Source organism: Thermophilibacter sp. ZX-H3, from assembly GCF_052599055.1.
Genome location: NZ_JBQXES010000009.1, coordinates 46191 through 70284, shown reverse-complemented (window position 1 = coordinate 70284; position 24094 = coordinate 46191). Strand labels below are relative to the sequence as shown.

Here is a 24094-nt window from a genome sequence, read left to right as displayed (position 1 = left end):
AGTGTAGCAGAAGCGCGCCCAGCACACGGGCACGGCCGCCGCGCCCGCTTTGAACGCGCTCTCGGAGGCGTCGCTCGCGCGCCCATCGCGCCTCCCTGCAATCCCGAAGTGCGCACAACCCGACATTTTCGTCGAAAAATCCTCTGATTTGTCGGGTTATGCGCACTCGGCCGGGGTACCAAACCCATAACCGCCCGCCGATGGCACCCTGCCCGCGCGCGACGGCGCGCTACCCTTGTCACAACCCGAACGCAAGGAGGCCCCATGCGCAACAACTTCTGCAAGGTCCCGCTCTGGGAGTGCAACGACGAGCTCGTGCGAGTGGCGCAGGGCGCCCAGCCAGCGGACCTGGTGATTCGCCACGCCAACCTCGTCAGCGTGACCACGCACGAGATCCTGCCGGACGCCGACATCGCCGTCGCGTGCGGGCACGTGGCCTACCTCGGCCTCGGCGAGCACACGGCCGAGCACTGCATCGGACCCGACACGCAGGTCGTGGACGCAAGCGGCCTCTACGCCGCACCCGGCCTCATGGACAGCCACATCCACATCGAGAGCGCCATGATCGGTCCAGCCGAGTACGCGCGCGCCGTCGTCCCGCACGGGACCACCGGCATCTTCTGCGATCCGCACGAGGTCGGAAACGTTGCCGGCATGGAAGGCGTCCGCGCGATGTTCGAGGACGCCCGCCGAACGCCGCTCAAGGCCATGATGACCCCTCCGTCCTGCGTGCCGGCCGTGACGGGCGTGGAGGACACCGGCGCCGAGGTCACTGCGGCAGATATCGCAGACAGCATGACGTGGGACAACGTCGTCGCCCTCGGCGAGATGATGAACTTCCCCGGCATCCTCGCTGGCGAGAAGAACGCGATCGACGAGATGCGCGAGACGCTCAAGGCGGACCACGTGGTCACCGGGCATTTCCCCTCCCCCGACCGAGACCGCGGCCTCAACGCCTATGTCGCCGCCGGCGTCTCCTCCTGCCACGAGTCCGGCAGCTTTGACGAGGTGCTCGCGAAGCTCCGCCTGGGCATGTACGTGCAGCTGCGCCAGGGCTCGGCCTGGCTCAACCTGCCCGGCTATCTCCCGCAGCTCGTGGCAAGCGGCGTTGACACGCGCCTGTGCCTGCTCTGCTCCGACGACAACCACCCGCACACCCTCGTGGACGAGGGCCACATGGACCGCATCCTGCGCACGGCCGTCGAGCTCGGGCTCGACCCGGTCACCGCCCTCCAGATGGCCACCATCAACTGCGCGCAGTACTTCGGGCTCGCGCACGACATGGGATCCGTCACGCCGGGCAAGTGCGCCGACATCGTTCTTCTCGACGACCTCGAGAGCTTCCGCGCGCGCAAGGTGTTCATCGACGGCGAGCTGGTGGCCGAGGACGGGCACGCGCTCTTCTCGCCCGCCCCCTACGAGTGGCCCGACTTCATGACGCACACCATGAGCCTCGGCTTTGTTCCCACGCCCGAGGCGTTCCGATTTGATGCCGGCGGCCGCCCGGATGGCACCGCGCGCGTGCGCGCCATGGGCATCGAGCCCGGCGACACCCTCACGCGCGACATCGTCGTAGAGGTGCCCGTGCGCGACGGCGCGCTGCTCGCCGACCCCGATCATGACGTCCTCAAGGTCTGCGTCTTCGACCGCCATCACGGCGAGGCGGGCACGCACTCCCAGGGCTTCGTCACGGGCTTCGGCATTCACGGCGCGCTCGCGCAGACCGTCTCCCACGACGCCCACAACCTGCTCGTGATGGGCGACAACGACGAGGACATGGCGCTCGCGGCGCGCACGCTCGTGGGGTGCGGGGGCGGCGAGGTCGCCGTTGCCGACGGCAAGGTGCTCGCCCTCGTGGAGCTGCCCGTGTGCGGCCTCATGAGCACGGAGCGCGTTGAGGTCGTGGCCGAGAAGGTCGCGGGAGCGAGAAGGGCCTGGGAGCAGATGGGCTGCACGATGCCATCGCCCTTCATGACGATGGGCGTGATGTCGCTCGCGTGCGTGCCGGAGCTGCGCCTCACGAACCGCGGCTACGTGAACTGCCTCACCTTCGAGATGGAGGACCTGATCGTAGAGTAGGCCCACCGGGGCCGCGCCACTGGCGTCAGGCGTGCAAAGGGGACGGGCCGTGCCACTGGCGTCAGGTTTATTTGGCACGCAAACCGCGTGTGCCAAATAAACCTGACGCCAGTGGCACGGCCCGTCCCCTTTGCACGCCTGACGCCAGTGGCACATATGGACGAGGGCCCGTCGGCGCATCGTACGCGCCCCGGGCCCCCACTTTTGGCAGCTGCCTAGCAATTACGCTCACACAGTGCGTCAACACGGACGTCAATCCGTCGTGCCGTCGCTCCCTGCACGGCGTATATCATTCCCAATACGTAGCGTCACCAAGGCGACATTGCGGCGAACGGTCATATTCACCGACGAAGCACATCTCGCCGACAAGGTCTCCACAGCCGCGATAGGATGTATCGGGTGCACCGACCCAAAGGAGTGAGCATGGCCAAAAAGTCCGCCGTTCGGCGCCGGAGCGAGCAGAGCGAGTTCAACGACGACGCCTTTGAGAACGTCCGCGCCTCCATGACGTACGACTACAACGAGCTCGTCCTGGCGCGCGCGGCCGAGCGCATCCACCCGCGCACCAAGCAGTGCCTGACCTTCGTCAACCTTGCGTCCCTGCTGGTCCTCGTGTTCTGCGCCTGGAACTTCCGGGATAACAACGTCCTGCTCATCGTGCTGGCCGTGATCGCGTTTGCCCTGCTCTACGTATGGGCCAACTGGAATACCATCCAGCTGCGCCTCGCGCGCGGGGGCAGCCTCGCACTCGAGGGCCCCAACGAGCGCAGGCACGTGGTCATCTGTGACGATGCGGTCCACGTGCAGACCAACCTCGGCAGCTCGGCAACCTACCCGCTCTCTGACCTCAAGTGGGTGAGCGCCACCGACGAGTGCCTCCTCGCAAGCTTTGGTCACGGGCGCTACGCCTATGTCCCCCGTCGTTGCCTGAGCGAGAACCGCTATCGCGACCTCATCCGCTTCCTCGAGGACCAGCACTAAGCGGCGTGCCGCCGGCGTCGGGCGTGCGAGGGGGACGGGCCGTGCCACTGGCGTCAGGCGTGCAAAGGGGACAGGCACTTTCGCACGGCATGCCGTGCGAAAGTGCCTGTCCCCTTTGCACGCCTGACGCCAGTGGCACGCGCCCAGCACGAGAGCTAGCGACGCCAGACCACGGCCTCGTAGGGGCGCAGCACGCCGGGCGTGGGCGCGTCGTCATAGTTGCCGAGAAGAACCTCGTACTTCTCGACCCCCAGGTCCGCTATCCGGCACGGCGCGCCATCGAAGGAGCACGCCACCACCAGCCGCTTGTCGCCAAGCGCGCGCTCGTACGCGATCACCTTGGGCGCCGCCTCCCCGGCATCGAGGAAGCGCACCTCCCCCGTCGCGACCACGTCGGACGCATGCCGCAACGCCACCAGCGAGCGGTAGAACTCGAACATCGACCCCTCGACTCCCACCTCGGCCTCGGCGTTCACGAGCCCTGCCGACGCTGGAATCCCGATCCACGGCTCACCAGAGGTGAAGCCCGCGCCCGGTGCGGCGCTCCACTGCATGGGCGTGCGGCCGTTGTCGCGCGAGCGCTCGCTCACCACGCGCAGCGCCTCCGCGGGGCTCTTCCCCATCTCGAGCATGATCTGGTAGTGGTTGAGGCTCTCCACGTCGCGGAACTCCTCGATGGAGTCGTAGCCGGGGTTGACCATGCCGAGCTCGTCTCCCTGGTAGACATAGGGCGTCCCCTTCATGAGGAAGTCGCAGACGGCGAGCATCTTCCCCACGCGCTCCCAGCTGCTCCCGCGCTCTCCCACGCCCGTGCGCCCGCCGAAGCGCGTCACCGCGCGCGGCTGGTCATGGTTGTCCCAGAAGAGCGCGTTCCAGCCGCCTCCGGCCTGCATGCCCTCCTGCCACTCGCGGAAGATTGCGCGCAGCTGCCCGATGTCGGGCTCAGCAAGCTCCCACTTCCTGCCGCCGGCATAGTCGACCTTGAGATGGTGGAAGCTGAAGCTCATGGAAAGCTCGTGGTCCTCCGGCCGCGTGTAGCGCACGCAGTTGACGAGGTCGGTCGAGGCCATCTCTCCCACGGTCACCATGCCGTCGATTCCCGCACGCGCCACGAGCTCGCGCAGGTACTCATGCACGTGAGGCCCATCCGCGAAGAGGCTCCGCCCCTGGCCAGAGAGGTCATCCTCGAAGACCTCCGGCTTGGAGATGAGGTTCACCACGTCGAAGCGGAACCCGTCCACGCCGCGCCCCTTCCAGAAGCGCACCACGTCGGCGCACGCCTCGCGCACCTCGGGGTTGGTCCAGTCGAGGTCGGGCTGGCTCACGTCGTGCAGGTGGAGGTACCACGCGCCGAGGCGCGGCTCCCACTTCCAGGCGCTGCCGCCAAAGGCGCAGTCCCAGTTGGTGGGGGGCTGCCCGGGGTCGCCGGGGCCGGAGGAGCCCCGGCCGTCACGCAGGATGTAGTACGCCCGGTACCGCTCGTCGCCGGCGAGGGCGCGCTGGAACCACTCGTGCTCGCAGGAGGTGTGGCAGAGCACCATGTCGAGCATGATGCCGATCCCGCGCTCGTGGGCCCGCGCGACGAGCTCGTCAAAGTCGTCCATCGTGCCGTACGCGGGGTCGACGGCGCGATAGTCCGAGATGTCGTAGCCGCCGTCGCGCTGGGGCGAGGGGTAGAACGGCGTCAGCCACAGGTAGTCCACGCCCAGCCGGGCCAGGTAGTCGAGCTTGCCCGTGATGCCCGGCAGGTCGCCCACCCCGTCGCCGTCGCTGTCGCAGAAGCTCTTGACGTAGATCTGGTAGACCACGCTCCTGCGGAAGTCCTTCTCGATCGCTGCCATCCGGCAGCCTCCTCTCAACGTAGGTCCTGAGCGGGGACGCCCTCGTCAGGCGCGGTAGGTGGCGACGGTCGTGAGGCCGGCCTCGGCGTCCATGCCGTCGAGCAGCGCAAGGCCGGTCGCGGAGCCCTCGCCCGTCACCACGAAGGCGACGGCGGTGGGGTGCCCGGCCGCGCGGATCTTCTCGGTCGAGAAGGTCATGAGCGGCTGGCCGGCGCTCACGCGCTGCCCCTGCTCGACGAGGCAGGCAAAGCCGTCCCCTCCCATCTCGACGGTGTCCACGCCCACGTGGACGAGAAGCTCCATGCCGTCGTCAAGCACGAGACCAATCGCGTGGTTGGAGCCGGGCATCGTGGCGGCGACGGTGGCGTCGGCAGGCGCGACGACGGTGTCCGCCCCGGCGGCGGGCTCGATGGCCAGTCCGTCGCCCATGGCCCTGCTGGAGAAGACCGGGTCGGGCATCTCGGTGATGGGCGCCACGGAGCCGGAGAGCGGGGCGAGAAGAACGTGGTCGCGCACCTCCGCGGAAGGGGCGGCGGCAGCCGGTGCCGCGACGGACGCGGCGGTGCCCTCGACGGGAGCCGCGGCGGCCGCGAGCCCACGGTCCTTCTCGCCAAGCTGGCGCATTCCCACGAAGTACGTCAGCACGAACGGCACGGCGATCGCGATGAGCATGCAGGCCGCGAAGACGCCCCAGTAGGTGAAGACGATCGAGAGGATGCCCGGCAGGCCGCCGACGCCGATGGAGAGGGCCTGGACGCCGAAGCCGGTGCAGACCATGGCCGCGCAGGCGGAGCCGATCATGCCGCAGACCAGCGGGAACTTGTACTTGAGGTTCACGCCAAAGAGCGCGGGCTCGGTGACGCCGAGGTAGCACGAGATGCAGGCGGGGATGTTGACCTGCTCGGCGCGCTCGTTCTTGCGCTGGAGCACCGTCATGGCCAGGACCGCGGAGCCCTGCGCGATGTTGGAGAGCGCGATCATGGGCCAGAGGGTGGTGTAGCCGAGCTGGTTCACGAGCTGGGTGTCGATGGCGTTGGTCATGTGGTGCAGGCCCGTCATCACGAGCGGTGCGTAGACGGCGCCGAAGAGCGCGGCGAAGAGCACGCGGACGTCAGATGAGAGGCCCCAGTTGACCACGTCGGCGATCGCGTTTCCGATGGCCCAGCCGATGGGGCCCACGACCAGGTGCGCGATGAACACGGCCGGCACGAGGGACATGAACGGCACCACGATCATGCGTACTACCTCGGGCGTGACCCTGGTGAAGAACTTCTCGAGCCACACCAGCACGAAGGCGGCCATGAGCGAGGCGATGACCTGCCCCTGATAGCCGGTGCCCAAGAACGAGTAGAAGCCGAAGTCATAGGTGTGCGCCGCGATGTCCTCGGCGGTGGCGGTTGCCGCGGAGAAGCCGTTGAGCAGTTGCGGCGAGACGAGCGTCAGGCCCAGGACGATGCCGAGGATCTGCGTGGTGCCCATCTTGCGCGTGACCGACCAGCAGATGCCCACGGGCAGCATGTGGAAGACGGCCTCGCCGATGACCCAGAGGAAGCCGTACATGCCGTTCCAGAACGTCCACATGTCGGCGATTGACTTGGTGCCGTGCTGGAGGTCGAGGGTGCCCGCGTCGGTGAAGAAGTTGACCTCGCCGATGATGTTGCGAAAGCCGAGGATGAGGCCGCCGCAGATGAGGGCGGGGATGATCGGGGCGAAGATCTCTCCCAGGATGCCCATCGCGCGCTGCAGCGGGTTCTGGTTGGCGCCCGCCGCCTCCTTGGCCGCCTCCTTTGAGACGCCCTCGATGCCGCTCACGGACGTGAACTCCCGGTAGAAGTCCGCGACGTCGTTGCCGATGATGACCTGGAACTGCCCCGCCTGCGTGAAGGTGCCCTTTGCGCTGGGCAGCCCCTCAATGGCCTCGACGTCGGCCTTGCCCGGGTCCACCAGCACGAAGCGCATGCGCGTCATGCAGTGCGTTACGGCGGAGATGTTCCCCTTGCCGCCAACGAGGTCGAGGAGCCTCGCGGCGTCCTCCGTGTACTTTCCCATCAGCTACCTCCTCCTGGTAACCATAACCGGCCCGCTCCCTCCGCGCCCTCCCGGGCGCGTAAACTTATTTGAATAAGTTCATCGTGAGTGTGGCACTACTTATTTGAATAAGTTGGTTATCAGCGGTGAATGGTAGAAAATCATCCGTGAGCGGCATTATTTTGTGGAAATATCTCATTTGAATAAGATTTATAGTGGATATGAAGGAGGTCTCATGAAGGCGCGCTATGACGTCATCTTCCGCGAGATTCGCGACAGCATCGAGCGGGGCGACTACCCCTTCCAGTCGTTTCTCCCCTCGGAGGCCGAGCTCACGGCCGCATTCGACTGCTCCCATAACACGCTGCGGCGGGCCCTGGGCCTGCTTCGCGAGCAGGGCTACGTCCAGCCCGTTCACGGCAAGGGCGTGCGCGTGGTCTACCAGCCGCAGGAGCGCACCTCGTTCACGGTGGGCGCCATCGAGTCGTTCCGCGAGGCGGGCGAGCGGGCCCACCTTGACACGCGGACGGAGGTGGCGCGCGTGGAGCAGGTCATCGCGGACGGGCGGCTGGCGCGCCTGACCGGCTTTGCCCAGGGGGACGAGCTCACCTACGTAATCCGCGTGCGACGCATCGGCGGCGAGGCGCTCATCCTCGACCACAGCCTCTTCCGCACGTCCTCGGTCCCCGGCATCACCGTTGAGGTTGCGCGCCGGTCGATCTACGACCACATCGAGGGGACCCTGGGAATCACCATCGCCATGAGCAAGCGCACCATCACCGTGGAGCGGGCGGGCGAGAAGGACCGTGAGCTCCTTGACCTCGACGGCATCGACTATCTGGCGGTGGTTACGAGCCAGACCTTCGACGCGCAGGGCGTCCTCATCGAGTGGACGCAGTCCCGTCACCGCCCGGACCACTTCTGCTTCCGCGACACCGCCGTCCGCCAACGGGTATAGCGTGCCGCCGGCGTCAGCCGCGCGTGCCACTGGCGTCAGGTTTATTTGGCACGCAAGCCGCGCGTGCCAAATAAACCTGACGCCAGTGGCACGCGCGGCTGACGCCGGCGGCACGCTATACTTGCGTGGTTCCACTAACCCGCAACAAGGAGGCCCCCATGGCCCTCATCAGTGTCGACTACTTCTCCTCGAGCCTCATGCGCACCACCACGCTCGAGGTCATCCTGCCCTTTGACGACCAGGGCGCCGCCTATGCCGTCAACTCGAACCTGCGTCATGCCGAGAAGACCGTCGAGGCCCAGGACAGCGCGTGGGAGCGCATGCCCTACCCGCCCAAGAAGACGCTCTTCCTGCTGCATGGCATCTCCGGCAACCATGCCGACTGGATCTCCGAGACGCGCATCCGCCACTGGGCGGAGAGCCACGGCATCGCCGTGGTCATGCCCTCCGGATACAACGCGTTCTACCTGGACCAGCCCGAGACGCACGACTACTACGGCCGCTTCGTGGGTCAGGAGCTCGTCGAGGTGGCGCGCCGGATGTTCCCGCTCTCCGACCGCCGCGAGGACACCTTCATCGGCGGCATCTCGATGGGAGCGTACGGCGCCCTGCGCAACGGCCTCAGGTACTGCGAGACCTTCGGCTCCATCGTGGCCCTCTCCTCCGCCATGATCATCGACGGCTTCGACCAGATCATCTCCGACGATCTCTTCTTCCTGTCCCGTCCCTTCCTCGAGCACACCTTCGGCAAGCTCGACGAGGTTCGCGGAAGCGACAAGGACCCGGCGCGCCTGGCGGCGGACCTCGTCTACTGCGACCGCCCCCGTCCGCGCATCTACATGTCCTGCGGCAACCAGGACCCGCTCGCCGAAGCTAACCGGATGCTGGCAGGGCGCATGCGCGACACCGGTCTCGAGGTCACGTATCATGAGATGGCGGGCGGCCACGACTGGGACTTCTGGAACGCAGCCCTGCCGCAGGCGCTCGACTGGCTCCTCTAGCGTCATGCGGCGGAGCCGGGACACCGTCTAATCCGACCGCGCAGGGAGGGACTCGGGATGGCACTGCTCAGAGTCGACTTCTACTCTCACTATCTTCAGCGCAACGTCGTGCTCACGGCGGTGATTCCCGCCGACAAGATGGACGGCGACAAGCTCGCGAAGAAGCGTCGTGGGCCGTACCGGACGGTATACCTGCTGCACGGGCTCTTCGGGCAGGACGTCGACTGGATCGACCGCACGCACGTGGTCGAGACGGCCGAGGCGCGCGACGTCGCCCTCATCCTCCCCTCGGGCGAGGACGGGCTCTATCTCAACAAGCCTGAGATAAACGAGTGGCACGGCAAGTTCATCAGCGAGGAGCTGGTGGACTTCACGCGCCGCCTCTTCCCGCTCTCCTCCAAGCGCGAGGACACGGCGCTCGCGGGCATCTCGATCGGTGCCTACACGGCGCTCATCAACGGCCTGCTGCGTCCCGACCGGTTTGGCAACATCATCATCCTCTCCGGCGCGTTCATGCGCGACCGCGTGCTCGAGGCCGTGGACTCGCACTCCCCACGCAAGCGCAAGTACTACGAGCGCTTCTTCGGCGACCTCGACACCGTAATCGGGTCGGACAAGGACTACGTGGCCCTCATCGACAAGTTCCGACAGAATCCCGAGCTGCCCAAGCCGCGCTTCTACGCCGCGTGCGGCCTGCACGACAACCTCTGCCAGAACAACCGCGACCTCGTCCACCTGCTGCGCGACGCCAACTTTGACGTCACCTACTGGGAGCCGGAGATCGGCGCGCACGAGTGGCCGTTCTGGAACGCCTGGATCGACTGCGCGCTCGACTGGTATGCTCCCGGCCCCATGAAGCCGAGCTCGGCCGAGGTCGACTACACCGCCCTCACCAAGCTCCGCCCGCCCGAGAACCAGTAGGTCGGCCTCAGGCGTGCAAAGGGGACGGGCCATGCCACTGGCGTCAGGTTTATTTGGCACGCAAGCCACGCGTGCCAAATAAACCTGACGCCAGTGGCATGGCCCTGACTGTCACGACGCGAGCGCGCGTCCCACGCGCTCGCGGAAGAGCCTCAAAAAGCGCGATGCGTCGACGACGAGGGCTGCCTCGTGGTTCTTCTCGGCATCCCTGAGCCGGTCGGGGTCGCAGACGGTGCGACCGCGCGTCGCGCCGGAGAGGTCCACGCGCAGATTCGTCCGGAGGCACTCCACGAGCGAGAGGTCAATCGCCGCCGCCACCGCAAGCGGATCGTGCAGGGCACACCCGCCCATGTGGGGGTTGTTCTGCTCGTAGGTGCCGATGTAGTGATCGGTCATGTCCGCGTAGAGCCGCCCCGACGCCGTGCCCAGCTCGCGCCAGGACGCCGTGTCGTCGCGCGTCAGGACGGCCTGGTGCGTCACGTCGAGGCCGATCATGCGCAGTCGCAGGCCGAGGCTCAGCACCACGTCGGCGGCCTCGGGGTCGTTGTGGATGTTCGCCTCCGCACAGGGGGTAACGTTGCCGGGCACCGCCAGGGCACCTCCCATGAACGTCACGCACGGGAGGGAGCGCGCCAGGCGCGGCTCGTGCACGAGCGCCGTGGCGAGGTTGGTAAGAGGCCCCGTCGGCACATAGAGCAGATCGTCCCCGTACTCGTCCACGGCGCGAGCGAGAAACGCCATCCCATCCCGCGGCGCCGAGTAGCACCACCCGCCCGCGGCGGCGCAGAAGTCCTGCTCGCCAAGACCGTTGCTGCCGTGGATGCGGAGGACGGCCTCCGAGGGGGCAAACTCCCCCTCCGCCGCGAGCGCGCGCTCGGCCCCGCGAAAGACGGGCACCTCGGGGTGACCGAGGACCTCAAGCACCGCGCGAGCATTCCTCTCCGCCCGGCGCATGGTCACGTTGCCGTAGCTCGCGATGATGCCCACGAGCTCGACCTCGGGGCTCCCGAGCGTGTAGGCGAGCGCCAGGGCGTCGTCGATGCCGGTGTCGAGGTCGAGTATCAGCTTCTTGCGCTCGCTCATCGAGCAGCCTCCACTTCGTCCGCGGTGGGTATTGAGGGCTGGGCGCCCAGCCGGCTCACGGCAAGGGCCGCGGCGCGGGCGCCCCAGCCCATGGACTCGGCAAGCGAGAAGGACCGTGCCCTCCCGGCCGCAAGCGCGCCGATGAAGGTGTCCCCCGCGCCCGTGGTGTCCACGACGCTCGTCGGCGCCGCGGGAACGCGCACGGGGCCGCCGGCGTCGAGGCCGAACGACCCAGCCGCCCCGAGCGTGATTACGACCGCGCCGGCGCCCAACTCGCGCAGACGGAGCGCAGCCGTCAGGCAGGTGCCATCGTCGACGGGCAGGACGCCGCACATGATCTGGCACTCCGTCTCGTTGAGGCAGACGAGGTCGACACAGGGCCATAGATCGTCTGGCACGGGACGCGCCGGCGCGGGGTTGAAGATTGTATAGAGCCCCAGCTCATGCGCCGAGCGCAGGGCGGCCTCCGTCGCCTGGGGATCACACTCTCCCTGAGTGACGAAGATGTCGTCCTTCTCGCCAATGCGTCGCAGGTCAGAGACCACATCGTCCGCGTCGAGCACGTGGTTGGCCCCCGCGTGCAGCACGATGCGGTTCTCGCCCGCCGTGCGGAGAATGACGGCGACGCCCGTGGTCTCGTCCGCGACGTGACGCACGAGCGAGACGTCCGCCCCCGCCGCCGCAAGCCCGGCCGTCAGCTCGTTGCCGAAGCCGTCCGCACCCACGGCCGCGACCATGCGCACGTCCGCGCCAAGACGCGCGGCTGCCACGGCCTGGTTGGCACCCTTTCCGCCTGCCGCCGTGATGAATCCAGAGCCTGCCAGCGTCTCGCCGGCGGCCGGCACGCGCGGCGCGTCGATGGAGAGGTCCATGTTCATGCTGCCGAAAACGATGACTTTGGGCATGGAGGCTCCTCTCCGCGATGGTTAACGACACCATTTTCCACTCTTTTGCCTCGCCGTGCAGCGGGCTTCAACGCGGGGCGAGGGTTGCACCCCGCCACCCCCGCCGGCGAGAAACGCCCGTGAAAGACGGACTGCTCTCTCATAAGACGTCGGCCCGTCGCCAGATTCAATGAACTGCGACGGGCCGATGGGTTTAGGCCATGGGGACGTAAGTCAGGCTAGGAACTAGCGGGACCACCACGTCCGTCTCTTCCGTGGCCCAGGAGGGCGCGCATGACTGCTCCAACGGCGCAGACGATCACGCCAGCCGCGGCGATGATGGGGGCAAGGGCGAAGCTGACGTCGCCTGTGTTGGGAGTTCCCTCGCCGCTCTTGTCAGGGCCCTCGGAGGGGTCGGCATCCTTGTTGGGCTGGGAAGCCCCCGCATCATCGGACGGGTCGGTTCCTCCGGGGGCCGAGGGCGGCGGCGTCTGATTGTCATCGGATGTCGAGGCTACGACGGTCTCAAACGTGCCGTCGCCGTCTTCGTCTGCGGAAGCCGTGATGTCGGTTCCATCAGAGGTAATCAGCAGCTCATCCCTCTCCCCCTCGATGGGAAGCTCCTTGGAGGTATTGTCTCCCTCAGCAGTCACGACAGCCCCGTCAAGAGAGTCCGCCTTGGCAACGTAGCCTTCGCCCGTCTTTATGAGCGCCACGTTCCCGGACGAGGAGCCGCGCACGCCAAAGGTGTAGAGCTCGCCTTGGGCATCGTCGCTTGTTGCCTGCAGGGAATATGCCCCTCTGTTGCCCTCGAGGGAGACGGATCCGCTCCTGATGAAGCTTGCGCTATCGGCGGAGTCCGCATCAACGCTCAGCAGCATGTCAGCGTACTGCAGGGAGTAGCCATAGCCGTCGGGCGAGCTGATGGTGTAGTCACCACTGTTGTCGGGAAGGACGACGGACAGCGGGGAGCCTGACCCGGATTGGTCGTCAAACCAGTGGACGAGGTCCGTCTTGCCGGACACGATGTCGAAGAAGCTGTAGATCATGTTCTTGAATCGCAGCACGGCGTTAGTGAAGTTTGTCTCACTGGTGGCTCGGAGAATTGCCTTGTAGTTTTCCACGGAAGTCTCGATGTCCTTTGTGTTCATGAGCGCGAGGTCATTGTTTGCCCGCGTGAGGTCGGCGCTTGAACTAGCTGAGTTGGTTTCGCCGTAGTCAGGAATATCCCATGCCCCCGTCTCGGTGTTGACGTAGATGTAGTGGTTCTGCCTGTCGGGGTCTCTTGAGTCGTAGTAGCGGACCCTGCCGTCGTACGTGCCCGAGTCAAGGGTATAGCTTCCGCTGTCGTAGCGGTCGCCCACGATTGCATGACCGGCGTTCTGTCCAAGATAGTCAAAATCAAGGTTGAAGCCAAGCAGCACGGGGCTCCCCCCAGTCGCCACCGCGCTCACGCGCTCCTTGAGCAGATTGACCTTCTCGACATCGGTCAAAGAGACGAAGTCGGCACGGTCTGCGCGGATGGGCTCAAGCATCTGGGTGAACATGTAGTAGTTGATGTAGGACTGGACGTCTTTCGAGGCGGTCATGTCATAGAGGCTGCTGGCGCCCGGCTGACGGAGCAGCGGGTTGATAACGTCCATCTTGCTAAGGATGGAGCTCGCGGCAAACCCATAACAGCTTCCGCTCCACTGAGCGTTAACGTTGTTTTTGATGTTCTGCTTCTCAGAGTTGCTGAGGCCGCTCAGAAGGGCGTTGTAATCGGCTGAGTTCAGGTAGTACGTGCTGCCAAAATACGTGGGGCTGTTCGCGAAGGACCAGTTGTCGGCTCCAAACACAAAATGGTTGTCATTGCTGCCCGTGAGCTCCAGAACGATCTTCTCGGACTGCGTGAGGTTGACGATGTTGCTCCCGCCCGCGGTAACTGAATAGGTGACCTCCCCAACGGCCGAGGGACTAACCGTGATGTCCCATGAGAGCGTTACGGACTGGCCGGTAAGCAGCGCGCCAAGCTCATGATGTGATTCGCCGCTCTGGAGGGTCGTCTCGCCCGGGAGCGCAAGGTCGGCGGTGAGATTCTGCACGGCCTTGCTGTTTGGGTTGGTGATGGTGGCGGAAAGCCGATAGCTTGCCACCTGGTCGGGAGAGACGGTCTGGATGGGGGTATGGGAGAGTGAGATCTGGACCGGGTTGAGGAGCTCCTCTGCAATCTCGACGAACTTCTCGATGAGGGAATCTAGGTCATCGGCCTCAAAGTACCCGGAGTTCTGAATTGCCTTGAGGAAGTTGATTTCCGAGCTTGAGGTTGCCATAAACCCAACGGAGTACATGTTGTAGCTGGGGAACATGGTCTCCGCCTGCGCGATGGCGGTGCTGGAACTGTTCGGCATTCCATCCGACATCGTTACGATGCTCTTTGCGTACTGGTCGAGTCCGGTGTCCTGCAGCAGCAGGGCAGTACTATGCGCGTACTTAAGGGCGCTCGTCACATCTGTTGAGCCCCAGTCGTTCATGTCGTTCTCTACAAACGACTCCAGTTCGTTGAGGTCGCTTGTGAACGGGAGTACGTTGACGTCCGACCCAAACGAAACGATTGCGATCTGGCTGCGAGGATCCGCCTCAAGAATCTTCTCGCTGAACTGCTGCGCCGCCTCTTCAAGCTTTTGCGCCTTGGCGCCGCTCATGCTGCCAGAGTTGTCGAGAACGAGGACGATCGCGTTGTGGGATACCGGCCCCGTCGCTCGCGACGCCTCATCGGCAAAAGCCATAAGGGGAGCTGAAATGGCCATGACGACAGAAATGGTAAGTAAAATCAGCAGTTGGCGCATAGTCTGAAACGGCTTACTTGGTCTCATGGGACCTCCTCACGCGGTTTTGGGCTCCAGACTATTTGATATTATCTAAATGATTCAATTAGAATTGTAAATGAATTATATACACCGCAAGCGGCGCAGAATCGGGCGTGACCGGATGTGAACGCGCGGTTGCAAGGCAATTGGGCCCGGCGCCCGCGCTGTCGCCCGGCTCACAAACGTCCCGGCCTTCTCATTGCGTTCTCTTGGAGACGGGCCGGGGGCGAGACAAACGGACAGGTCTCCGCCATTCCACCCGCACCCCGCACGAACCGCCTTCCCGGCAGTCAAGGAGACAGCGTCCGCACGCTGCAAACTCCTCTGTATCGTATGATACAGAGGAGTTCGTCCGTTCGACTATCGGCCGCGCCGAGGCTACTTGACCTCAATCAGCTCGTAGTGGCTCGTGCCCAGCCCAATCTTCTCGCCGTGCTCGATCATGGAGCGCCAGTTGGTGTCCGGGTGCGTGAGGTTGAAGTGATCGTGCTGGCAGCGCTCCGGGACGCCGCCCTCGGCCTCCAGCTTGGCCTTCATGTCCGTGAGCTCGGAGTTGGGCAGCGTGGGCGCTGCCAGCGCCATGTCGATGCAGGCCTGGTCGATGGCCACGGGGTCAAAGCTCGCGAACATGCCGAGGTCGGGCACGATGGGCGTGTCGTTCTCGGCGTGGCAGTCGCAGTTGGGGCTGATGTCCATGGCGATGGAGATGTGGAAGCTCGGGCGGTCCTGCACCACTGCCTGCGTGTACTCGGCGATCTTGCAGTTGAGCACGTCGACGGCGGCATCGGAGCCCGGTGCGATGGCGTCCTGGTTGCATGCGCCGATGCAGCGGCCGCAGCCGACGCAGACGTCGTGGTTGATATGGGCCACGGGCACGGTGACGGTCTTGCCGCTCCTGAGCTCGCGCTCGCGCGTCTCGTCGAAGCTGATGGCGCCGTGCGCGCAGATGCGCTCACACGCGTGGCAGCCGATGCACTTCTCGGTCTTGACGTTTGGCTTGCCGGCCGCGTGCTGCTCCATCTTGCCTGCACGGCTGCCGCCGCCCATGCCGAGGTTCTTCATACAGCCGCCAAAGCCGGCCTGCTCGTGGCCCTTGAAGTGCGTGAGCGAGATCACGATGTCCGCATCCATGAGGGCGTGGCCGATCTTGGCCTCGCGCACGTACTCGCCGTTCTTCACAGGGACGAGGGTCTCGTCGGTGCCCTTGAGGCCGTCGGCTATGATCACCTGGCAGCCGGTGGCGTACGGGGTGAAGCCGTTCTGGTACGCGCAGTCGATGTGCTCGAGCGCATTCTTGCGGCTGCCCACGTAGAGCGTGTTGCAATCCGTGAGGAAGGGCTTGCCGCCCAGCTCCTTGACCACGTCGGCCACGGCGCGCGCGTAGTTGGGGCGCAGGAAGCTGAGGTTGCCCAGCTCGCCAAAGTGAATCTTGATGGCCACGAACTTGTTCTCAAAGTCGATCTGCTCGATGCCGGCGCGGCGGATGAGGCGCTTGAGCTTGTCGAGCTGGCTCTCGCGCGCGTAGGTGCGCAGGTTGGTGTAGTAGACCTTTGCGGTGCTGTTAGCAGCAGTATCCATGCGTCCCCTCTCCTCGGCTGGATTCCAGCAAAATTGTAGGTCAGCCTGGATTCGCGGGGCACGAGGCCGGCGAGGTTTCTCTTAGGGGGCCGTCCCGCCGATTGTCGGTGATTTTCGCCGGGACCCCTAAGTACGACCGGCAATGTGGCGTTTGCCTAGCTGTGGCTTCTTCCTTCGGAATGGGGGCCATGCTCGACCCCGTCCTCAAAATACACCGACAATCGGCGGGACCGGCCGCACCCCATGCCAAGCTTATATGCAAATTGGGGGATGTCCCCCGATTGACAAAAGGGCCGCCGGACGAGAAGCCCGGCGGCCCGAAACGTGCAAAAGTGCCTGTCCCTTTTGCACGCTACTTGCGATGGGCGCGGTAGTACTGGATGAGGGCCTGGGTGCTCGCGTCCTGCGCGGCAAGGGCCTCGTCGTCGTGGAAGGCGGGCGTGATCTGCTTGGCGAGCTGCTTGCCCAGCTCGACGCCCCACTGGTCGTAGGAGTCAAGCCCCCAGACTGTGCCCTCGACGAAGGTGATGTGCTCGTAGAGCGCGATGAGCTCGCCGAGCGCGTGCGGCGTCAGCTCCACGCCAAAGATCGACGTGGTCGGGCGGTTGCCCTCGAAGACGCGCGCCGGCACCATCCACTCGGCCGTGCCCTCGGCGCGGACCTCGTCGGCCGTCTTGCCAAAGGCGAGGGCCTTGGTCTGCGCGAGGAAGTTGCCGAGGAAGAGCTCGTGGACGTCCTGATCGCCGTCCTTCACGGGGTTGGGCGTGTTCACGAAGGCGATGAAGTCCGCGGGAATCATGCGGGTGCCCTGGTGGATGAGCTGGTAGAAGGCGTGCTGGCCGTTGGTGCCCGGCTCGCCCCAGAAGATCTCGCCGGTGGCGCAGGTCACGGGGCTGCCGTCCCAGCGGACGCTCTTGCCGTTGGACTCCATCGTGAGCTGCTGGAGGTAGGCGGCAAAGCGGTGCAGGTACTGGTTGTACGGCAGCACGGCGTGGCTCTCGGCGCCGTAGAAGTTCACATACCAGACGTTGATGAGGCCGAGAAGCGCCACGACGTTCTTCTCGAGCGGGGTCTCCTTGAAGTAGGTGTCGAGGTCGTGGAAGCCCTTGAGGAAGCACTCGAAGCGCTCCGGCCCGAAGGCGATGATGAGCGAGAGGCCCACCGCAGAGTCAACGGAGTAGCGGCCGCCGACCCAGTTCCAGAAGCCGAAGGCGTTCTCGGGGTCGATGCCGAACTCGGCCACGAGCTCGAGGTTGGTGGAGACGGCGACGAAGTGCTTGCGGATGGCCTCGGCGTCCTTCTCGGCCGAGCCGTCGATCGCGCCCTGCGCGCGCAGCGTCTCAAGCAGCCAGGTCTTGGCCTCGCGGGCGTTGGTAAGGGTCTCCAGCGTGGTGAACGTCTTGGAGACCACAATGACGAGCGTGGTCTCGGGATCGAGACCCTTGACCTTCTCGGCCATGTCATTGGGGTCGATGTTGGAGACGTAGCGGCAGTCGATGCCGGCATCAGCCATGGGCTTCAGGGCCTCGTAGACCATGACGGGACCGAGGTCGGAGCCACCGATGCCGATGGACATGACGTGCTCGATGCGCTTGTCCGTGACGCCCTTCCACTCGCCGGAGCGCACGCGCTCGGCGAAGGCGTACATGCGGTCGAGCACCTCGCGGACGTCGGCCACGCAGTCCTGCTCGCCGTCGAAGACGGTGCCCTTCTCGTCCGCCGGGCGGCGCAGCGCCGTGTGGAGAACGGCACGGTCCTCGGTGGTGTTGATGTGCGTTCCGGCGTACATCGCGTCGCGGCGCTCCTCGAGACCCACGGCGCGCGCGAGGTCGCAGAGCAGGCCGAGGGTCTTCTCGGTCACGAGGTTCTTGGAGAGGTCGAAGTGCAGGTCCTCGGTATCAAATGAGAGCTTCTCCACGCGGTCCGAATCGCCGGCGAAGGCGTCCTTGAGGTTGAAGCCGGAGCTCACGAGCTCATCATGGTGGGCCTGGAGGGCCGCCCACTCGGGCGTGGCGGTTGCGTCGATGGGCGCGGCAATGGTGGACATGGTACGTGCTCCTTCCCCGGGAAGCTGCAGATAGGGTAAGCATATCGCGCGCAGACGCGAGCTGCTAGAACGGCTCGCCCAGCGGCGGAATCTTCTTCAGGCGCGCCCACATGACCTGCTTCTCGTGAGGGTCTGCAAGGGCGTCGGCGAAGCCCCCCAGGTTGAGGACGCGCATGCCCCGCACGCGGGCCACGGCGCCCGGGGCGAGCATGGCCTCCTCGAGCGCGTCTATGAGCACGAGGTCGTCCGCGTAGGCGTCTCGCAGGGCCGAGGCGGCCGCATCGTCGCAGCAGACGATCGTGGCGGGGTCGAGCGCGCAGATTGCCTCGACCAGGAGCTCTGGATCGAGAGGCTCACCGGCGGCATCGACCGTGAGCAGCCACTCCCACTCCTCGGGCGCGTAGCCGAGCGCCTTGAGCGATGCCTTGAGGGCCGTGCCGTCAGCGCCTGAGAACGGGGCGTCTCCGCCCTTCTCGCCCTCCGTGAGCTCGCCCTTGGCGAGAAGAACCGTGGAGAACGCGTTGCCGCCCATGACGACGCCCCGTGCCTCAAGCGCGTCGACCTCCGCCGCGGCCTTGTCAAGATACGCGCGCCGACGCGCGTCTCGCTCTGATGCCATTGCGCTCCTTTCGCGTTACGTCCAGCCTCCTGACGGCTGACCTTGCCCCTTTGCCGGGAGGCCGCTGTCGAAAAATTGCTATGTGAATTGTCACATATCCGCTCGCCGTCGTTTGAACTAGTGTAAATCGGGCATAAGCCAATCAAGAACATCACCGACCAAAGGGAGGGTCACATGTCTCAGGCAATCACCGCGGCCGAGTTCGACTCCGTCATCGCCGGGTCTGACAAGCCCGTCCTCGTTGACTTCTGGGCGCCGTGGTGCGGTCCGTGCCGCGCGCTCGGCCCCACCGTCGAGCAGGTCTCCGAGGAGATGGCCGACCGCCTCACCGTCTACAAGTGCAACGTCGACGAGGAGCCCGACCTCGCCACGCGCTTCAGGATCGTCTCGATCCCCACGCTCATCCTCTTCAAGGGCGGGCAGCCCGTCCACACCATGGTCGGCAACATGCCCAAGCCCTCGCTCGTCTCCGAGCTGGAGGCCAACCTCTAGCATGAACCGCAGATCGGACTTCTCCCAGGGCGCCCGCGACGTTGCTCGCGGCGCCCTGGCCCTTGCCCGGAACAACCTGCGTGCGATCATCGCCCTGGTTGCCACGCTCGTCTTTCTCGTCCTTCTCGGCGAGGTCGCCGAGGGGGAGCTCATGCGACTCGACGCCCTGGCATACCAGGTATTCGTCGAGGGCCTTCGCTCGGACGCCCTGACGCCCGTCATGGAGGGCTTCACCTCGCTCGCCTCAGTCATCGTGCTCGCCGTGATGGCGGCGGCCATCGCCGCGCTCGCCCCGGGGAAGGCCCCGGGATGGTGCGTCTCCATCAACCTGGCATGCGTGGTCGTGCTGAACGCGCTGCTCAAGCTCATCGTCCAGCGGCCACGACCAGAGGGGTTCCGTCTCGTCGAGGAGACGGGATACAGCTTTCCCTCCGGGCACTCCATGGTTGCCATGGCGTTCTTTGGCCTGCTCATCTGGATGATCTGGCATTATCACCGGCGCGACGCCATGCGCACGGTCTGGTGCGTCGTGTTTGGCCTCGTCATCGTGATGGTCGGGGTGAGCCGCATCTACCTGGGCGTCCACTTTGCCTCGGACGTGATTGCGGGGTTCTGCGTCTCGCTCGTGTGGCTGGCGTTCTACACGCGCGTGGTAGCGCCGGCACTCGTTACCGTGGACGCTTCCTAGGGCGGCTCCGGCGCCAGGCCCAAAATTAATCCGCCCTGTGGCGGCGTGCGGCGACATTTGCCCAGTTGGCATTTTCGCTACACCGCCACAGGGCGGATTAATTTTGGGCCTGGCGCCGTCTACCGCAGTGTGATGATCTGCGCGTCGACGACGCGCCCCTCCTCGCAGAGGATTCGGCCCATCGACGGCCGAGAGCGGCGGGGGCCCGTGGGGCTGCCCGGGTTCATCACGAGCGCGCCCGTCCACTCGTCGCGCTCGAGGAACGGCACATGGGTGTGCCCGAAGATGCCGATGTCGCACATCGCAAGGTTGAGCCGCTCGCGGCGGTGCGTCACCTGCCACTTGAGGCCGCTGCCGTAGAACATCTTGCGCGTGCGGACGGTCGGCGGATAGTCGGACGCATAGTCGTTATTGCCGAGGCACGCCTGGACGGGCGCGATGAGCTGCAGCTTGTGAAAGTCGGAGGGCGAGCAGATGTCGCCCGCGTGCACGATGACGTCCGCGCCCTGGAGCGCCTCGAGCAGCTCCGGGGTCAGGTATCCATGGGTGTCCGAGATGATGTCGTAGCGCCTGAGCTCGCCCACGCGCGACCTCCCTTGGAGTCTGGGCCTGGATTGGGAGCGAGGGGCCTAGAGGCCGAGCGCCCGCTTGAGCGCCACGACGCGGCGGCGCGAGACGGAGATCTTCTTGCCCTCGATGCCGTTGACGCCCAGCTGCAGAATGCCGGACGAGATGACCTCGACGTCCTCAACGTACTCGAGGTTCACGATGTAGCCGCGGTGCACGCGGAAGAACCCGTGCGGCGCGAGCTTCTGCTCGAGCTTGGCGAGGGAGATCGTGGAGAGGAAGCGGTCGTCAGCGGTGTAGATGCAGGAGTAGTCGTCCTTGGCCTCGATGTAGCGGATCTGGTCGATGGGCACCAGCACCTTGCGACCGCTCTTGACCACGGGGATGCGCTCCACCGAGGAGTGGTTCTGGGGCTGCGGCTTCATGCGCGACTGGACCTTGTCGAGCGCCTGGCCCAGACGCTCGGGCTCGACGGGCTTCATGAGGTAGTCGATCGCATCCACGCCAAACGCCTCGAGCGCGTACTCGCTGTAGGCGGTCACAAACACGATCGCGGGAGGGTTCTTGAGGCGGTGGAGCGCCTCCGCGAGCTGCATGCCGGAGGTCTTGGGCATCTGAATGTCGAGGAACATGACGTCGGCCTTGCTCTCCATCAGCTTCTCAACGGCCTCGCGTGCGCTCGAAGCCTCCATGATGGCGTCGACCCTGCCGGTCTCCTCGAGGAGATACCTCAGCTCGGAGCGGGCCGGAGCCTCATCGTCCACGATCATCGCGCGCATACACGTTCCCCTTCACGCTCTCAGGACGCCCGGCCAGAGCGGCCGCGCGTCCCCTCATCCTGCTTCTGAGCCGCCCCCGAGAGGAGCGATCTTCTCGCCCCCGCGAGCCTGAGCGTCACGCACGTGCCCTCGCCCGGCTTGGAGACGATCTCCACCCCCGAGCCGACGCCGTAGAAGCGCTCGATGCGCTCGGCCACGTTGCGCAGCGCCATGCCCGCGCCCTTCTCGGCGCCCGCGCCCGATGAGGGGCGGGGCTCGACGGCCTCGGCCATGAGCCGACTGGCGACGGCGTCGTCCATGCCCAGGCCGTCGTCAGTCACGGCAATAAGAATATCATTTCCGTCGGTGGCTACCTGAACTTCAACGTGAAGAGGCCCCTCGTCGCGCATGGCATGGCGGACGGCGTTCTCCACGATGGGCTGCACCAGAAACGACGGGACCGGCAGGCTCTCGCAGCCGCTCTCGACGCGCTCGCTCTCCACGATGCGGTCCTCGCCGAAGCGCGCCTTCTCGATCCGCAGGTAGCTGCGCGTCTGCTGGAGCTCCTGGGAGAGCGGGATGAGCGCCTTCTCGGAGCTCTCCAGCGTGCGACGATAGAAGAGCGAGAACTCGCGCAGCAGGTCGCGCGCCTTGATGGGGTTGGTCCGCGTGAACGACGCGATGGTGTTGAGCGCGTTGAAGAGGAAGTGCGGGTTGATCTGCGCCTGGAGCGCCTTGACCTCCGCGCGGGCGGTGAGCTCGGCCTGTTTGTCCAGCTCGTAGGACGAGAGCTGGGTGGAGAGGAGCAGCCCCAGGCCCTCGGCGATGGCGAGCTGCGTGCGGTCGATGTCGAGGTCGCGCCGATAGTAGAACTTGATCGTTCCCACCGCCCGGTCCTGCACGAGCAGCGGCACGATGATGCCGAAGGCGCTGCCCTCGGCGCGGCTTCCCACGGCGAAGAGGCGCGCCTCCTGCGTGTCGTCGTCCACGGCGACGAAGGTCTCCATGCGACGGCTCTCCAGCACCTCGAGCGTTGGCTTGGCGTTGGGGGTGCCCGCGCGGAAGGGCGTCTGGACGGCGCCCTCGTAGGCGAGCACCTTCACGGTGTCGGTAATGGCGATGGCCGCGGCGTCCGTCTCGGGAAGAAGCATCGAGCAGATGGCGCGGGCGTTCTCCTCGGTGAGGCCGCCGCGCAGGTGGGCGAGGGTGTTCGCGGCCACGCGCAGCGTGCGCTCGGTGGCCTCGGAGCGCGTGTCCTCGGGCGTCACGCTGATGGCTCCGCTCATCACGATGACGCCGGCCATGCCGCAGCCCACGAGCATGGCGGCCACGACGATGCCGTCGCGCATGCTCGTGATGAGCAGCGCGGCGAGAAGGACGGCGCACACGGCGAGAAGGACGTCGGCGGAGCGCCGGCGCGGGCGGAGCTTTCCGATCACTGGGCATCACCAACCGTCGGGAGCGCCCCGGTGTCGCCGAGGTCGTCGGTCGCGGCCGCCGCGCGCTCCTCCGGCGGCACGATCTCGCCTGTGCGCCTGATGGCACCCTGGAGCAGCGGGTCCTCCCAGAGTGCCGCCACCACGCCCGGCCACATCATCGAGAAGGACAGGTAGCGCGAGCTCGCCGCGCGGGCGAACTTGTCGGCGTCGTAGCGCCCCTTCGTGAGGATGCGCAGGTACGCAAGACGGTTCGGCCCCTTGATGAACCGGCGCAGGGCCGTCTGGAAGACGCGTCGGCGCACGCCGGCCGAGAGCCACGGCGCCGGATAGGGCATGAGGGACTCGGGCGTGATGGTGCGCAGGTCGCGACGAGCGTTCATGGCATCGAGCTTGCGATACTCGTACAGCCAGCGATGGACGTCCTGCATGAACATGGACGGGACGCTCGCCATCTCCTCGGGCGGCTGCGAGCGTACGAACCACGCGTTGTCAAACCACGCGTCCATGCCGTTGGCCCGCAGGTTGAGCACGTAGTCGAGGTCCTCGCCGCGCGTGATGTACGGGTCAAAGGGGACCTTCGCGTACGCCTCGGCGTGCAGGGCGCAGCACCCGCCGCAGAGGTGGTTCGACCGCGAGAAGCGCGACGACGAGGTCTGCATCCGCTCCATGACGCGGTTGAACTCCGCCGCCTTCGACCAGTACTTCTCGGTCCACTCGTCGGTGGGGTCTGCGTAGGGGCTGTTGTTGGCGTCGATGAAGAAGCCGCTCTTGACGAGGACCTTGAGGTTCTGCCGCGTGAGCGACCCGAGGCCGTGCACCGCGTTGATGAGGAAGTCGGGGTCCAGCACGACCTCGTCGTCATCGAGAAAGACCACGACGTCGTGGCCGAAGACGGCGGCGACCGCGAGGCCCATGTTCTTGATGGCGCCATAGCCGCGCAGCGCGACCGTCTCGCCGGTGACGTGGTGCGCCATGCGAGCGACGGCACGCTCCACGTGGGCGGCCTCGCGGGCGCCGATGACGAGAGGGTTCAGCGCGGGGTGCGCGCGGCAGATGCTCTCCACGCGGGCCCGCGCCGAGTCCTCGCACGTGATGGGCGACACCACGAGCACGATCACGCGGATGACGCCGCGCACCTGATCGAGCGACGAGAGGCAGAGCTCCAGCTCGGGCAGGGGCTTGTCGATCGGGGTGGTGTAGTCATAGACCCCCCGCTCGCCGAGGGCGCCCGGCTGCGCCCCCTCGGCCCAGTACGACGGTATGACGATGACCGGATTCAAG

Annotated in this window: 19 protein-coding genes; 7 read left to right on the top strand and 12 right to left on the bottom strand. The window is 65.9% G+C overall.

Annotation, left to right across the window (positions count from 1 at the left end; genetic code table 11):
- The first annotated feature begins 264 nt into the window (after positions 1–264).
- Both ade and ACULPM_RS05325 read left to right on the top strand, forming a co-directional pair.
- Entirely contained in the window at positions 265–2079 is a 1815-nt protein-coding gene (ade, locus tag ACULPM_RS05330; protein WP_445331223.1) for an adenine deaminase, read from the top strand.
- A gap of 423 nt (positions 2080–2502) precedes the next feature.
- Positions 2503–3060, top strand: a complete 558-nt coding sequence (locus ACULPM_RS05325; RefSeq protein WP_445331926.1) for a hypothetical protein — start codon at positions 2503–2505, stop codon at positions 3058–3060.
- Between the two features lie 155 nt (positions 3061–3215).
- Here the strand turns inward: ACULPM_RS05325 and ACULPM_RS05320 are convergent, their stop codons facing one another.
- On the bottom strand, positions 3216–4901 hold the full coding sequence (locus ACULPM_RS05320; protein ID WP_445331927.1) for an alpha,alpha-phosphotrehalase: 1686 nt from the start codon (positions 4899–4901) through the stop codon (positions 3216–3218).
- Between the two features lie 45 nt (positions 4902–4946).
- Entirely contained in the window at positions 4947–6950 is a 2004-nt protein-coding gene (treP, locus tag ACULPM_RS05315; RefSeq protein ID WP_445331928.1) for a PTS system trehalose-specific EIIBC component, read from the bottom strand.
- A 214-nt stretch (positions 6951–7164) separates the two neighbouring features.
- Between treP and ACULPM_RS05310 the strand changes: the two genes are divergently transcribed.
- The 3 genes from ACULPM_RS05310 (at position 7165) to ACULPM_RS05300 (ending at position 9809) form a co-directional block, all read left to right on the top strand.
- Positions 7165–7887, top strand: a complete 723-nt coding sequence (locus ACULPM_RS05310) for a UTRA domain-containing protein (protein WP_445331929.1) — start codon at positions 7165–7167, stop codon at positions 7885–7887.
- A gap of 158 nt (positions 7888–8045) precedes the next feature.
- The gene (locus ACULPM_RS05305; RefSeq protein ID WP_445332321.1) at positions 8046–8888 is read left to right on the top strand and encodes an alpha/beta hydrolase; all 843 of its coding nucleotides are present in this window, start codon (positions 8046–8048) and stop codon (positions 8886–8888) included.
- 57 nt (positions 8889–8945) lie between these two features.
- Complete coding sequence (locus ACULPM_RS05300; protein ID WP_445331931.1) at positions 8946–9809, top strand: alpha/beta hydrolase; 864 nt, start codon at positions 8946–8948, stop codon at positions 9807–9809.
- Positions 9810–9920: 111 nt separating this feature from the next.
- On the opposite strand, the gene ACULPM_RS05295 is transcribed toward ACULPM_RS05300, so the two are convergent.
- From ACULPM_RS05295 to ACULPM_RS05270, 6 genes are all read right to left on the bottom strand, one after another.
- A complete protein-coding gene (locus tag ACULPM_RS05295) occupies positions 9921–10892 on the bottom strand; it encodes a nucleoside hydrolase (RefSeq protein WP_445331932.1) in 972 nt (323 codons plus the stop codon).
- Complete coding sequence (locus ACULPM_RS05290) at positions 10889–11797, bottom strand: ribokinase (protein ID WP_445331933.1); 909 nt, start codon at positions 11795–11797, stop codon at positions 10889–10891. Before ACULPM_RS05290 ends, ACULPM_RS05295 begins: the two co-directional genes overlap by 4 nt.
- 218 nt (positions 11798–12015) lie before the next feature.
- Positions 12016–14631 (bottom strand): vWA domain-containing protein, encoded by a 2616-nt coding sequence (locus ACULPM_RS05285; protein ID WP_445331934.1) that lies wholly within the window; start codon positions 14629–14631, stop codon positions 12016–12018.
- Between the two features lie 372 nt (positions 14632–15003).
- Positions 15004–16203, bottom strand: coding sequence for a DUF362 domain-containing protein (locus ACULPM_RS05280; protein WP_167930692.1), 1200 nt, complete (start codon positions 16201–16203; stop codon positions 15004–15006).
- Between the two features lie 352 nt (positions 16204–16555).
- Entirely contained in the window at positions 16556–18250 is a 1695-nt protein-coding gene (gene pgi / locus ACULPM_RS05275) for a glucose-6-phosphate isomerase (RefSeq protein ID WP_445331935.1), read from the bottom strand.
- A 64-nt stretch (positions 18251–18314) separates the two neighbouring features.
- Entirely contained in the window at positions 18315–18869 is a 555-nt protein-coding gene (locus ACULPM_RS05270) for a hypothetical protein (RefSeq protein WP_445331936.1), read from the bottom strand.
- Positions 18870–19043: 174 nt separating this feature from the next.
- Here ACULPM_RS05270 and trxA point away from each other — a divergent pair, with 174 nt between their 5' ends.
- Positions 19044–19361 (top strand): thioredoxin, encoded by a 318-nt coding sequence (gene trxA, locus ACULPM_RS05265; RefSeq protein WP_167930695.1) that lies wholly within the window; start codon positions 19044–19046, stop codon positions 19359–19361.
- A gap of 1 nt (position 19362) precedes the next feature.
- The gene (locus tag ACULPM_RS05260; protein ID WP_445331937.1) at positions 19363–20049 is read left to right on the top strand and encodes a phosphatase PAP2 family protein; all 687 of its coding nucleotides are present in this window, start codon (positions 19363–19365) and stop codon (positions 20047–20049) included.
- Between the two features lie 119 nt (positions 20050–20168).
- On the opposite strand, the gene ACULPM_RS05255 is transcribed toward ACULPM_RS05260, so the two are convergent.
- Genes ACULPM_RS05255 through ACULPM_RS05240 form a run of 4 tightly spaced genes read right to left on the bottom strand, consistent with a single transcriptional unit; the run spans position 20169 to position 24093 of the window.
- The gene (locus ACULPM_RS05255) at positions 20169–20633 is read right to left on the bottom strand and encodes a YfcE family phosphodiesterase (RefSeq protein WP_445331938.1); all 465 of its coding nucleotides are present in this window, start codon (positions 20631–20633) and stop codon (positions 20169–20171) included.
- 45 nt (positions 20634–20678) lie between these two features.
- A complete protein-coding gene (locus ACULPM_RS05250) occupies positions 20679–21395 on the bottom strand; it encodes a LytR/AlgR family response regulator transcription factor (RefSeq protein WP_167930698.1) in 717 nt (238 codons plus the stop codon).
- 20 nt (positions 21396–21415) lie between these two features.
- Positions 21416–22813, bottom strand: coding sequence for a sensor histidine kinase (locus tag ACULPM_RS05245; protein ID WP_445331939.1), 1398 nt, complete (start codon positions 22811–22813; stop codon positions 21416–21418).
- Positions 22810–24093, bottom strand: coding sequence for a glycosyltransferase family 2 protein (locus tag ACULPM_RS05240; RefSeq protein WP_445331940.1), 1284 nt, complete (start codon positions 24091–24093; stop codon positions 22810–22812). Before ACULPM_RS05240 ends, ACULPM_RS05245 begins: the two co-directional genes overlap by 4 nt.
- Between the last annotated feature and the right edge of the window lies 1 nt (position 24094).